Origin of the sequence: Pirellulimonas nuda (assembly GCF_007750855.1) — a bacterium.
Taxonomy (GTDB): Bacteria; Planctomycetota; Planctomycetia; order Pirellulales; family Lacipirellulaceae; genus Pirellulimonas; species Pirellulimonas nuda.
On record NZ_CP036291.1, the window covers coordinates 379,064 to 391,586 of the forward strand.

General features: G+C 69.3%; 13 protein-coding genes. 2 read left to right on the forward strand and 11 right to left on the reverse strand.

The window, feature by feature from the left end; all coding sequences use genetic code 11:
* Nucleotides 1-93: 93 nt before the first annotated feature.
* Nucleotides 94-1,425, reverse strand: coding sequence for an NAD(P)-binding domain-containing protein (locus Pla175_RS01455; protein WP_197527196.1), 1,332 nt, complete (start codon nt 1,423-1,425; stop codon nt 94-96).
* A 199-nt stretch (nt 1,426-1,624) separates the two neighbouring features.
* On the opposite strand from Pla175_RS01455, the gene Pla175_RS01460 reads away from it, so the two are divergent.
* Both Pla175_RS01460 and Pla175_RS01465 read left to right on the forward strand, forming a co-directional pair.
* Nucleotides 1,625-2,689, forward strand: coding sequence for a hypothetical protein (locus tag Pla175_RS01460; RefSeq protein ID WP_145280625.1), 1,065 nt, complete (start codon nt 1,625-1,627; stop codon nt 2,687-2,689).
* A 210-nt stretch (nt 2,690-2,899) separates the two neighbouring features.
* Complete coding sequence (locus Pla175_RS01465) at nt 2,900-3,418, forward strand: helix-turn-helix transcriptional regulator (RefSeq protein ID WP_145280627.1); 519 nt, start codon at nt 2,900-2,902, stop codon at nt 3,416-3,418.
* A 101-nt stretch (nt 3,419-3,519) separates the two neighbouring features.
* On the opposite strand, the gene Pla175_RS01470 is transcribed toward Pla175_RS01465, so the two are convergent.
* The 10 genes from Pla175_RS01470 to Pla175_RS01515 all read right to left on the reverse strand — a co-directional run bounded on the left by Pla175_RS01470 (nt 3,520) and on the right by Pla175_RS01515 (nt 12,523).
* A complete protein-coding gene (locus Pla175_RS01470) occupies nt 3,520-3,819 on the reverse strand; it encodes a hypothetical protein (RefSeq protein ID WP_145280629.1) in 300 nt (99 codons plus the stop codon).
* Nucleotides 3,819-4,031 (reverse strand): hypothetical protein, encoded by a 213-nt coding sequence (locus Pla175_RS01475; protein ID WP_145280631.1) that lies wholly within the window; start codon nt 4,029-4,031, stop codon nt 3,819-3,821. The genes Pla175_RS01470 and Pla175_RS01475 overlap by 1 nt, the downstream gene beginning before the upstream one ends.
* A gap of 134 nt (nt 4,032-4,165) precedes the next feature.
* Nucleotides 4,166-5,323 carry a phage major capsid protein gene (locus tag Pla175_RS01480; protein WP_145280633.1) on the reverse strand — a complete coding sequence of 386 codons (1,158 nt, stop codon included), beginning with the start codon at nt 5,321-5,323 and terminating at the stop codon, nt 4,166-4,168.
* A 121-nt stretch (nt 5,324-5,444) separates the two neighbouring features.
* Entirely contained in the window at nt 5,445-5,918 is a 474-nt protein-coding gene (locus Pla175_RS01485) for a hypothetical protein (protein ID WP_145280635.1), read from the reverse strand.
* 219 nt (nt 5,919-6,137) lie between these two features.
* The gene (locus tag Pla175_RS01490) at nt 6,138-6,833 is read right to left on the reverse strand and encodes a hypothetical protein (protein WP_145280637.1); all 696 of its coding nucleotides are present in this window, start codon (nt 6,831-6,833) and stop codon (nt 6,138-6,140) included.
* Between the two features lie 209 nt (nt 6,834-7,042).
* Nucleotides 7,043-7,225 carry a hypothetical protein gene (locus tag Pla175_RS01495; RefSeq protein ID WP_145280640.1) on the reverse strand — a complete coding sequence of 61 codons (183 nt, stop codon included), beginning with the start codon at nt 7,223-7,225 and terminating at the stop codon, nt 7,043-7,045.
* 350 nt (nt 7,226-7,575) lie between these two features.
* Complete coding sequence (locus tag Pla175_RS01500) at nt 7,576-8,892, reverse strand: phage portal protein (RefSeq protein WP_145280642.1); 1,317 nt, start codon at nt 8,890-8,892, stop codon at nt 7,576-7,578.
* Between the two features lie 204 nt (nt 8,893-9,096).
* Nucleotides 9,097-10,671 (reverse strand): hypothetical protein, encoded by a 1,575-nt coding sequence (locus tag Pla175_RS01505; protein WP_145280644.1) that lies wholly within the window; start codon nt 10,669-10,671, stop codon nt 9,097-9,099.
* Nucleotides 10,668-11,144: a hypothetical protein gene (locus Pla175_RS01510; RefSeq protein ID WP_145280646.1), complete on the reverse strand. Its 477-nt coding sequence runs from the start codon at nt 11,142-11,144 to the stop codon at nt 10,668-10,670. Before Pla175_RS01510 ends, Pla175_RS01505 begins: the two co-directional genes overlap by 4 nt.
* Before the next feature lie 173 nt (nt 11,145-11,317).
* The gene (locus Pla175_RS01515; RefSeq protein ID WP_145280648.1) at nt 11,318-12,523 is read right to left on the reverse strand and encodes a GNAT family N-acetyltransferase; all 1,206 of its coding nucleotides are present in this window, start codon (nt 12,521-12,523) and stop codon (nt 11,318-11,320) included.

Genomic DNA, 12,523 nt, shown 5'->3' on the forward strand with positions numbered 1-12,523 from the left:
GCCATTCCGTGTGAGCCGGGGCGCCCCCGGCGCAGCGGAGTGGACCAACGACTCAGACGCGCCGGGGGCGGGGACGCCCCGGCTCGCACGCGCTTAGCGCAGCTTTTGGATCTCCCGCTCCAACCGGCGCGCGTAGCTGTGATGCTCGACCTCCAGCAGGTGCCTGGGTGAGTCGAGGTACTTCACCGGCGACTTGAGGTCGTCGCGCCTGGCGTGCTTACGATCGCGGAATCGCGTCGCCGCGGGACGCTCGGCGTGCAGCCCGTGCAGGTAGCGGGCGATCAGCTCGGCCTGGCGGTCGACCAGGCCCCACTGGCCGCTGTCGGGCTGGATCAGGCCGGCGACAAACAGGTCGTCGTGCAGCGGATGGAAGACGTTCAGGTAGAGGTCGGGGCGGCCCCCTCGCCAGTTCAGTTCTTGGGCGTCCACAAACGGCGCGGTGATCTCGAAGCCGGTGGCGTAGACCACCAGGTCGAACGTCTCGCTGCGGCCGTCGGCGAAGGTGATGCGTTGGCCGTCGACTTGTTGCACGTCGGGCGCTACGGCGATGTCGCCGTGCGCCAGCGCGTACATGAGCTGCGAGTTGATCACCGGGTGCGACTCGAACAGCTTGTGGTCGGGCTTGGGGATGCCCAGCGTGCGGGGGTCGCCCATCATCAGGTAGGCGACCAGCCGGGCGAGCTGGCGGCGCACGGCCAGCGGCATCCGCCAGCGGAGCATCGCTTCGCCCACCACGTCGATCGGCACGCCGCGCCAGAACTTGGGGAGCAGGTGGTAGCCGCGGCGGAGGCTCAGCACGGTGCGTGAGGCGTGCTGGGCGCTCTCGACAGCGATGTCGCAGCCCGAGTTGCCCCCGCCCACCACCAGCACGCGTTTGCCGGCCAGCATGTCTGGCGTGCGGTAGGCGCCCGAGTGGACCCCTTCTCCGGTGAACCGGCCGGCCCAGGCCGGCAGCCGCGGCGCGTGGTTGTGGCCGTTGGCGATCACCAGCGCGGCGAAGCGTTGCTGCTGGCCGCCGGCGGGGGTCACGCCCCAACCACCGTCGGGCAACCGGCAGACGCGTTCGATCCCCGTGCCGTACGCGATGTGCTGGTGCAGCCCAAACGCATGGGCGTAGCGCTCCAGGTACTCCAGCGCCAGGGCGTGGCTGGGGTACTGGGGCCACTCGGCGGGCATCGGGAAGTCGCGGTACTGGGTGAGCCGCTTCGAGGAGATCAGGTGGGTCGAGCGGCAGACGCTGCTGGCCGGCGAGCCGTACCGCCAGTTGCCCCCCAGGGCGGGCTGTCGCTCGAAACACCGGCAGGGGATGCCGAGTTCGGCCAGCCAGCGGACGACGGCCAGGCCAGAAGAGCCGGCCCCGACGACGCAGACGCCGGTCGCGGGGCGCTGTTGGGCGTCCCCTGGCTGCTGGCTGGCTGCGTTCATCGGTGGATCGCCCGGGTTGCTGCTTGCCGCAATAAACGAGGTTGACATTTGCTCACGCCCGCCAAAGAATACCAAGTCAAGTATTTTCAGGCGTTCTCGCTTACAACGTTGATCTGGCATCTTAGGAATTGCGGGCCGCTTGCCGATGGTCTGAGAGCGCACGACGCGCCGGGGCCTTCCCTCAAAGGGATGCGTGAATATGGCCAGGAACGCCATTTCTAACGACCGGTACCGCTTGGTCGGCGCCTACGACCGGCTGCGCCGCACGCTGGTCGACCAGCACGACGACGGCCGGCTCGACCGGGCGTTGTCGTTTTGGGTGCTCCCCAGCGACCGCCGGCTGCCCATCGCTTTTCTCGACCGCACGCTCCGCGAGCTGCTCTCCCACCCGCTAGAAGAGCTGATGGCGACCCCCGGGGTCGGCCAGAAGAAGATCCTCGGCCTGTTCGACCTGCTGCGTCGGGCCGCCAAGGGGGGCTCCGGCTACGCCCCGTTCGGCCTGAAGACGCCGATCAAGGCGCTGGAGGACGAGCCCGTCGTGGGGGCGGGTTTCGACGCCGCAACCGTCTCCGAGGCGGTCTGGAGCACGTGGTGCGACACGGTGCGCCGCACCTGCCTACGCGACGAGCCGCTGGGCCGCGTCGCCCCGTCGCTGCAAGCGCTGCCGACGGTGATCTGGCACACGCCGCTCTCTACCTACTCCGACCGCACCCTGGCCCAGATCCGCCGGCTGCGGACGCACGGCGAGAAGCGCGTGCAGGCGGTGCTGGAGGTGTTTTGCACCGTGCACGAGGCGCTCTCGACCGCCGTGCAGCACGAGAACCTCGACCTGGTGGTGACGCCACGGTTCGTGCCTCGGGTCTGCCACTGGCTCAACCAGGTCGTCTGGCAGCCGGAGCTCCCCTCGGCCGAAGAACTGCACCGGGCGCTGGCCATGCCGCTGATCAAGCAGATCGAGATCGACCTGGGCCCGCAGATCGGCAAGCTGGCGGCCGACCGGCTCTCGCTCACCGCGGGCGCCCCCACGGTCAAAGACCAGGCAGACTCGCTGGGGGTCACCCGCGCGCGGGTCTACCAGTTGCTCGAGGACTGCGCCAAGGCGATGGACGTCCGCTGGCCCGAAGGGCGTTGGCTGCTGACCCCGCTTGCCAACAAGCTGGGCCGCTCGAGCCCCGAATCAATGGGCCTGCTGCACGCCATCCGCGAGCTCTTCTTCCCAGACGACCGCCCCCTGCGGCCCGACCCGACCAAGCTGGAAGAATAGCAAACCGGAATACTGGCGCCGGACGGGAACCGCCAAGGACGCCAAGAGCGCCTAGGACGGAAGAAAGAAAGTCAGGAGCAGCAGGCAGGAATCCGTTTGGAGATGCTACGGCGCGAATTACACTCCAACGATTGTCGGTGACTGCCCCTGCCTGTTAGTCCCGTTTCTAGGTTCTCTTGGCGCGCTTGGCGTCCTTGGCGGTCCCCTTCTGTGGTTGAGAACACCCCCATCGGCGTGAACCTCCGGCGGGTGATGGCCCGCGAGGGGCTTACCTACGACGACGTCATGCGCCTGGCGGGCGTCACGCGGCGTACGGTGCAGACGCTGCTCAGCGGCCGCAGCAAGCCCCACCCCGGCACGCTGCGCAAGGTGGCCGACGGGCTGGGGGTGAGCGTAGAAGAGCTCATCGCCGCCCCCGCCGGCGCAACCGGCCCCGAGGCGTTGGACGCGGCCGCCCTCGACGCAGACACCAACCCGGCCGTGCCGGAGCTGGTGGCGGCCGAGCCCGACCTGTTCGCCGGCTGGACGCGCAGCGACTTCGCCGAGCTGCGGAGCCGGTTCGGCGTGGGGGGGGCGTTGACCCCCGAGGGCGCCAGGCTCGCCGCCCAGCACATCAACGCCCGCCGAGAGTCCCTGCGCAAGGCCCGCGTGGTGCTCGAAACCCGCGACGGCCCGTTGCTGACGGAAATGATCGCGATCATGTACGAGCGTGTGGGTTTGAAAGAGTGAGTCCGATGGTGAAAGCCACAAGTACCAAGCCTCAATGACCAATACGCGCAAGCGAACGCCTGCGCGTATTGGTCATTAAGGCTTGGTCCTTGGTCATTGATTCACGGAACGACCCGCCCTAAGCACCGCCAGCGCGATTCGGCACGCAACCGCTCTACCCGCACCAGCGTCCAGCGCACCGCGGCCGAGTCGATCACCACATCGTCCACCACCGGCGCCGCCGCACCCGATGGCAGCTCGAACTGCCACTCGGCCTCTCGCTCGTCTTCTTCCACCTGCGTCCTTCGCCACGCCGAAGGCAGGCCCGTCGTCGAGCTATCCACATGGTGCTCTAGCGTCGCGCTCTCGAGTCCGTCGGCCACCCCCGAAAAATCCCCCGCCGCGTCCCAATCGATCGGCATCACGCGCCCCCCTGCGAACGGACCTCGAACACGTCTAGCTCCGCCAGCTTGCGGTCGCACCAATCGACGGTGCGCTGCAGCATCCCCACATACTCCTCCCAGTGCACCCGCTGCCCATCGAGCCAGTAGGTAGGCTTGGGCTCGGCGGTGAGCTGCTCGAGCTGCGCGATGGCTTGAGAACGGATGGCAGAGATCTGGGTGTCGTCGGGCATTGGAGGGGTGAGGGGCGAGGGGTGAGAGACGAGGGACGAGAGACGAGGGGCGAGAGACGAGGATAGGGGCAGGCAGCCGGAACATCGCTTGCGCGTTCTCGCCCCTCGCCCCTAACCCCTCGCCCCGACCGGCGTCAGCCGGTACACCGCACGATGTACCGCGGGTTCATCACCGCCGCGGCGCCCCGTTCGCTCGCTTTGAACCGCAGCACGATGTCGTGTGTGAAGTCGGCCTCGCTCCCGACGGGCGACTGCGTGACGGTGACGGGCCAGTTCTCCATGTAGGCCAGCGCCCGGCGGAAGTCGCCCAAGAACCACCACTTCTTGGCGTCCGCGGCCGGCTCGCCGGTAGCGACGATCCGCCGGTAGGCCAGCCGGCTCTCCTCTACCCGGTAGCGCCCCAGCGGGTTGGGCGCCGCGGTGATGGTGGCCGCCCCCGAGCCCTGGTAGGTGATCTCGGCCGCGCTGAACACGCGGTGCGCCGCCAGCCGGTACGCGGGCATCACCAGCACGGTGGTCCCCCGCAGCAGCACCGGCTCGCCGGTGGCCGGGTCGAGGATGTCCGCCAGCAACTGCTCGGCCGCGTCTACCTGGGTCCAATCGACCAGGGCGTTGCCCGACAGCTCGTTCACCCAGGGGCCGCTCGACTGGTAGGTGTCGTATGCTACGCCGTCGGCGACGTAGTTGTTGGTCACGCCGATCACCAGGTCGACCAGCCGCTTCTCCTTGTTCAGCCCGAGCACCTCCCCCACCTCCGCCGCGCGGGCCAGCACTAGGTTGGTGCGGTCGAAGAAGACCGCCTCACGCGTGACCGGCACGATGAACCCGCGCTTGGTGGTGCTGGGGGTGTCGATGTACGCCTCGCCGAACCCCAGGCTGGGGTAGGGCATGCCGGGCGCCACCTCGTCGATCGTGTCGGCCACACGCGTCGCGCCTGGGATCCGCTCGCCGTCCAGACGGGTCGGGATCGTCTCCACCAGCTTCGAGACGACAAACGCCTCCTGCGTGTAGGCCTCCAAGATCTTCGCACGCACCACCTGCCCGGCGACGTTCTGGAACGCGGTCACGTCGACGCCGTCTTCCAGCAGCGCCACGCCCCCGGCCTGACGCGGGTCGAGCATGCGGACCCACTCGCGGCCGTCGGGCACGAGCGCCTCGGCCAGGTCGCGGAGGCTAAAGTCTTCCGGCCGCAACGCGCCGATCTCCAGCGATTCGGAAAGATGCCCCACGGTGCGCTGCGGCCCGTCGAGGTCGTAGCGGCGGCGGAGTTCGCGGTAGTTGAGCGTAGGCATGAGAAAGGTCTTAGGTGGTAGGTGCTAGTTGTTAGGAAAGTAGGGTGCACGTAGTGCACCATGCCATGGGGAGAAAGCATCGATCGCGCCCTCTGGTGCACTGTGTGCACCCTACGACTGGCTACGCCGCCGCCTGCGGGCCGCCCGACATCACGGTGCTCTCGATCTGCACCAGCACCCGCGTGCCGGACGGGTTCACACGCCGGGCGCAGCGGCCCAGCGCCGATGAGAGCGCCGCTGCCGACTTGACGGTCTGATTGAGCAGCGCGTTGCCGGCCGTGTTCTCGCGGGCGCCGATCAGGGCGCCCACCTCGAACGTGCCCGAAGCACAGTCGAACTCGAACACGCCGCTGGTAGCGACGCGCACTTGGCCCGCCTCGCCGGCGGGGGAGGCCTGCATCGCCACGCCGACAAACTTGTCGTGCAGCCCCTCTTGGTTGAGCGCCTCGCTCCCCAGGTCGGCCAGCGCGCCGGCGGGCCGGGCGTCGTCTGTCTCTTGGTAGACCAGGTCGCCGATCTCGATCACGGTGCCGGCGTCAACCGCCAGCATCACGGGGTTCGTGTCGCCGTAACGCCATCGCATTGTGTTGGGCATTTTTTTGTGAGTGGTGAGTGGTGAGTGGTGAGGGGTGAACGAATCCCCCCTCCCCGGCAGGGGGAGGGGTTGGGGGAGGGGGTTGGAAGCGGGGAAGAAGCTTGTCTGGGTGGCGACGCGGGAGTAACCAGCGTGCATCGGGCGTCGTTGCGAGGAACGACCGTGGTCCCACCAGCGACCCCTCCCCTAGCCCCTCCCCTCACGAGGGGAGGGGGACAACTAACGGCGGATGATCGCCGCTACAAACTCCTGCGCGCTCGCCGGCGCGGGCTCGTACGCCTCGCCCAGCGGGCGCTGCTCGCGCGAGGTCGGCGCCGCGGTCGCTTCGCCGTCGCTCCACCACGCGGCCCGCATCTCTTGCAGCAGGTCGGGGCGGTGCAGCGCCAGGTGCTCGGTGGTCAGCGCGTCCCAGTCCATGCCCGGGGCGCCCTCGCTCTCGAACAGCCCGCGGGTGGTGGCGGGGTCGGCCACCAGGTCGACGCTCTGCACGCGCTCGATCGCCTCGACCACCACCCGGTCGCCCTCGGTCGAGGTGCGGGCCAGCACGTTGTGGCTGAGGCCGACGTTCTGCGGCGCGTGCGCCGCGTCCCACGCGAGCTGCTCGGCCAGCGGGTGCTTGGGGTTGTACACCAGCGTGCCGAACAGCCCCTCGCCGGGCCGCAGCTCGACGTTCTTCACGACCCCCAGCCGGTCGCGGTAGGCCCGCGGCTGCAAGGGCCCGCCGGCGGGGTGGTCGACGTTCACCTTGGCGCCCTCGTACAGGCCGATCGCCTTGCGGAGCGCCGTTTCGCGGTAAGTGCGTCCGTTGCGGGACGCCAGGCCCAACAGCTTAACGCCACGCAGCAGCCCGGCCTCGGGCTCCACGCGCAGCGCCACGCCGCGGCTATCAACAAACTCTTGAATCAGTTGGGGCATTGGGAAGGTCTTAGGTTTTAGGCGTGAGGTGTTGGTGAACGAAAAAAGCCCACCGAGAGACCGGGTTGGTCTCTTGTGTGGGCTCGAAGGGGGACGCCCCGCGTGGGGCTCGGTTCGATGCTTTGGCTAGTAGGGTGCACGCAGTGCACCATGGGTCGGAGTAGACCCGTCGTGTCGGTAGCCTGGTGCACTGCGTGCGCCCTACACGGCTACCGGATCGTCTTCTCGACACTCACGCGCACCTGCTGGATGGCGCCGTCTTGCACGTTCAGCGTGATGCTTGTCGTCCCGTAGAACCCGCGGCGCGAGGCGTCCGCCAGCAGCCGAGCGAACGCCGCCTGGGCCTGCTCGGTCTTGCTGATCTTGGCGGGGAGGGTGTTGGTGGCGATCATGCGGCCGAGTTTAGCAAAGGAACCAATGTTTACTACAACGGAAAATAGCCAGGGGGAAGAAAGTGATGAGTGATGAGTGATGAGTGATGAGTGATGAGTGATGAGTGGGTGGTTACATCGCTCGGTCACGCCGACTCCCCTCCCCGGAAGGGGGAGGGGTTGGGGGAGGGGGTAAGCAGCGGGCAAAAGCTCGCCTTGGTGGACTCGTTGACCAACAACTGTCGTTCATCCGTCCTCGGCAACGTGGCGCGTGTGCCCACGATCGACCCCTCCCCTAACCCCTCCCCTCACGAGGGGAGGGGAAACTGATGACCTCCGTTCATCACTCATCACTCTTCATTCATCATTCATCACTCATCGTTCATCGCTTCCCGTCTGTTCTTCTGCTCCTGCTCGTAGTCGAGCCCCAACCGCTGGCTCCAGGTCTGCAGCGACAGCACGCCGTGGTCGTAGGCGATGCGGTCTGCATGGGCGGCTTTGAGCGGGTCGCGCAGCTCGAGCGTCGGCGCCACGATCTGGATATCCACCAGCCGCCGGGCTGCGGCCGGCAGGCGCCCCGCCTGCACCGCGTTCTCTACCACGCGCCACAACAACGCGCGGTCCTCCTCGATCATCGCGGCTTGCAGCCGTTGGAACATCCGCACGGCCGGGCCTTCGGCCACCATCGTCGAGGCGTAGTTGGCGTTCGAGGCGTCGCTGCTGAGCATGAACTCCGGCATCAACAGCCGCGCGGCGATGGCCCGCAGCTCCGCCTGCAGGATGGCCACGTAGCTGGCGGCGTCCACGGCCGCGGCGGGGAAGTCGTACTCCAGTCCGGCGGGGGCGTCGAGGATCGTGCCGGGGCCGTACATCGCCAGGCGCCGCGTGCGGCCCATGGCGTCCGGGCCGGCGCCGGCGGTGTTGTCCGCGACGAACCGCTCGACCCCGGCCCGCGTGGCGTGCGGGTGGCGGCGGATCAGGGCGATGGCCGACTGCACCTCGGCCAGGGCGCTCATGTTGCGCAGCAGCTTCTCCGCGCGACGCAGGTTCTTGCGCACCGGCGCGAACAGCGGCACGCCCCGTTTGACGTTCGCGTCGACGTTCGCCTTGCGGTGCTGCACCTCGCCGGCCGGGACCAGCCGGCCCCCGATCCAGTAGCCCACCACCCCCTCCACGTCGCCCGGCGACGTCTGCACGCCAATGCTGGCGTCGGGGTCGAGCAGCCGCTCGCTCGGCGCCGCGACGTCTTCGGGCTCGACGAACCGCACCAGCGTGTCCCCCTGGCGGTCGACGAAGGTCCGCAGCAGCGCCTCGCCGTCGCGGTCGAGCCGGCGGACTACTTCTTGCTGGCGTGCGTGCCAGCGGTTCTGCTCGCAGAAGCGTTCGATCAGGCGCTCGACCGCGGCGGTCAGCCCCGCGGGGGGCGACTGGCCGGCCCGCGGCGTCACGTGGTAGCTGTGGCCGGCGCCCACGACGTAGCTGATGCGGTTCTCGTGGCCGTTGATGGCGAACTCGTTGGTCGCCGCCAGCCGCCGGCATTCGTCGCGCAGCCCGGCCAGGTCGGGCGCCGCCAGCGCGGCGCTGCGCCCGCCGGCCGCCAGCGGGGGCCAGTAGGCGCCGTCGTCGTCCAGGTAGGCGTCGCGTGGGTCGATGAAGTTGGGGAAGAGGTCGTCGAGGGATTCGTGCATGGTTGAGGCTGGGGGTGAGGTGAAAGCTTTCCCCCCTCCCCGGCAGGGGGAGGGGCCGGGGGAGAGGGTTTGCGGCGGAATGGGTGTACTAGGTGATGGTGGTCTATCGCGCTCCGCCCCCTCCCCCTGCCGGAGAGGGGGACTCGCGCAACCTAGTGGATTGATTGACATCCCTTCTCTGGGGCTTGGTGCACTGCGTGCACCCTACACGCGCAGCCTGTCTCCTAAACCGTCGTCGGTGTGGCGGCCGCGCCACAGGTCTTCGGCTAGACGAACGGCCATCTCTAGCGCGTCGGGGCCGTCGTCGTGGGCGCCCAACGGGAAGTCTCTGAGCTGATCCACCAGCAGCCGCGCGCCGGGCGAGTGGCGCTTGAACCGCAGCCGACCCTGGGCCAGGTAGGGGCCGAGCCGGCGGATGCGGACCAGCTTGTTGGTGTGGTTCTCGATCGGCAGCGGCGCGGCGGTTAGCAGGCCCGCGGCGCTCAAGGCCTGGGCGAACTCGCCACACAGCAGCGACTGGTACTGGTTGGCCTCAACGCCGAACACGTCGGGGGCGAACCGCTCGACCAGCGCCACGCCGTCGGCCACCATCTGCGGCGTGGGGCGGCGGGCGAGGTCGGCGTCCACGTGCAGCACCCCCTGGGCGTCGATCCCCAGCAGCACGTACGCGGAGTAGTCTCCCTGCTGCGCGCCGGCGCCCTTGCTGGGGTCGAGCGCCAGCGTGCACAGCCGCAGGTCGTGCGGCCAGTCGTCGAACCACAGCCCGCCGGCGAAGTACGCCTCGGGCCACTCGCACCGCGTGGGGTCTACGGGCGAGCTCTGCTTCTCGCGCTCGAACGCCGTGCGGCCGCTCTCGGCCCGCTGCTTCATCAGCGCGGGCAGGTCTTCTTCCTCGGGCCAAAGCACGCGGGCGCCGGCGTGCATGGCGTCGCGGTTCTGCTGGTAGAACGCCTCGGCGTCGGCCGCTGCGGCGGGCCGGCGGTAGAGCTTCTCCCACTCGCCCCACAGGTCGGTGCGGTCGGGCCAGCGCTCGATGGCGCGGAACAGCCGGCTCCGCCAGCCGGGGGTTTCTAGCAGCTCCATCGCGATCGCCTCGCGGTGCAGAGCCGTGGCTAGGTTGACGAGGTTCGTGCCGCTGCTGCCCGCCTTGAGCAGGGCGCCATGGAACCAGTCGCGCGACGCCGCACGCTGCCGCGCCGAGACGATGTGCGAATCGTTCTGCAGGTCGTCGCACACGATCAGCGTCGGCCGCAGTTGGCGGCGGCGTTTGCCGCGCAACCGCTGGCCGGCGCCGTAGGCCTCGATCACGGCGCCGCTGCGGAGCGTGATCTTGCCGGCCCGCCACACGGGGCCGCGGCCCGTGGCCTGGGGGTAGGCCGCGTGCAGCAGCGGGTTCTCCGTCAACTCGCTCTTGACGTTCTCCAGGTGGGTGCGGGCTTGGCGGGCGGTGTCCGAGACGATCCAGATATACCCCTCGCGGCCGCTGAGCGCCGCGCGTAGCACCAGCGCCAGCGAACCGATGGTGCTCTTGGCGCCGCCGCGCGGGCCGACCAGGTTTACCTTCTGCCCACGCAAGCCGGTGAAGCGGTCGAGCTCTCCGGCCAGCCAGCGGTGCATCGCCGAGGGGGGCTTGGCGAAGTGCGCGGGGAGCAGCCTCCGGCCCCAATCGAGCAGCGGCTCGGCGGGGTCGTCCGGCGGCGCGGCCGGGGCGCGCGGCGCCGGCCGCGCGAGGCGGGTCAGCAGCCGCGACAGGCGGATGGGGTTGGGAGAACGCGTCACGGGGCGCCGTGGGGCAGGGGGGGAGGGGGCGACTGGGCGCCGCCGGCGGCCTCGATCGCTCGATCGATCTTGCGGGCGGCCAGCTCGAGCCGGTCGTACACGCGGTCCCGCTCGGCGGGATCGGCTACTTCTTCTTCGATCGCTTCGCGGATCAGTCCCATCAGTTGGTCGACGTCTTGCTCCGTCACGGCGCCGGCGCGTTGCGGCGCGTAGCGCTCCGGCCGGCAGCGTTCGAGCCACCACACGCTCACACGCCAGTTCTTCTCGTCTTGCGACGCGTGGTGCACGTTCTTCATGTGCGCCAGCTCTGCCTGGGCCTCGGCCCGCACCAGGTCGACCGCGAACCGCGGGTCGGCGTCGATCGCGCCGCGCAACGCCTCGACCGACGCACCCACGTACCGGGACGAAGTCAGCCGGTCGCAGCCAAGCGAAGCGATAGCCAGGAGCTGTTGTTTTTGTTCGTCCGTGAGCATGCCGCTGCGCGACGGAGGATGAGGCTGGGAGTTTAGTTTGGCGGACCGCCGCGCCAGCGGCGCCCGGTCCCCCTCCCCCTTCAGGGGGAGGGGTTAGGGGAGGGGGCTGCCCCGGAGTAAGCGCCCGCAACACCCCCGCTCTTGTTGTTGGCGGGGAATCAAAGGGCTATCGCTTACACCGCCACAGCCCCCTCCCCCGGCCCCTCCCCCTGGAAGGGGAGGGGAGGACGGTGCTCGAAGCTCACCACCGCGCGCACGCCGGCGTTCTTGTAGTTGCTAAATGTCCTGCTCCGCCGCTGGCTGGCGGGTTTCTTGACCGCCGTAGCGATCCAGTCGGGCGAGCGCTTGCAGTGGGCGATTAGCCCTGGGTGGCTGGTGGTGACGCTCACGCGGTCGCCGGCGCCCGCGTGATGCCGGGCGACCGCGGCGATCATCCGCGTGCCGATCCCGAGGCCCTGGTAGTCGGGGAGTGTGACGATCCGCGTGAACCGCCGGCGGCGTTTGAAGCCAATCACCGGCAGCGTGGCGCAGAACGCCACGGGCCGGCCGTCCCAGGTCGCGACGAAGCACGTGGCCACGGGGTTGAGCTTGCCGCTTAGATAGTGATGACGCGCAAAACGGGGCCAAACGCCTCGGCCGCAGCGGCGGATGGTGAGCTCGATGCTGGGTCGCCGAAGACGCCCCCAGTCGAGCCGGCGCTCGCCACTGGTGGACGGGGTCTGGCCCATGTCCAGGGTCCAGTCGGGCTCCAGCCAAGCCGCTACGTCGTAGTGGCACGTGACCGCGACCAGGCGTTTGGCGACCCGCCCCGAGCGGATCGCCTTGGCGACGGCGGCCGAGCAGACCTGGGCGACGGTGCGGTCGACGGTGCTGGTGAACTCGTCGAAGACCACCAGAGCGGCGAGGGACGAGGGGTGAGGAGCGAGGACAGGGGGACGCGCAGCTCGTCCCTCGTCTCTCACCTCTCGCCCCTTCTCCAGCAGCGCACGGGCCAGCTCGCAGCGCATCTGTTCTCCCTGCGACAGCACGCTGAACGGTTTGACCCACGACGGGGGCGAACCAAAACCTACGGCCGTGAGCATCGCGGTGATGTCGCGGATCGGCGTGTCGCCGAAGCCGTCGATCACCGCGCGGCCGGCCGGCCAGGGCGCCGGCCGGTAGAGCACGTCCCCCAGCGCCTGCCGAGCGACCGACGACTTGCCGCTCCCCGACGGGCCAACGATCAGCCCGACCCGCCACGGGCCGTCGCGGTCGGGGAGCTCGACGTCGAACCGCTCGCTCTGCTTCTCTGCGATCGGCACGTCGAACATCCCGGCGACCTGCTGGACGCGGAACGAGTCGTGAACGGGGCAGGAGAGTGTGATGGAGTGGAGGGGCAT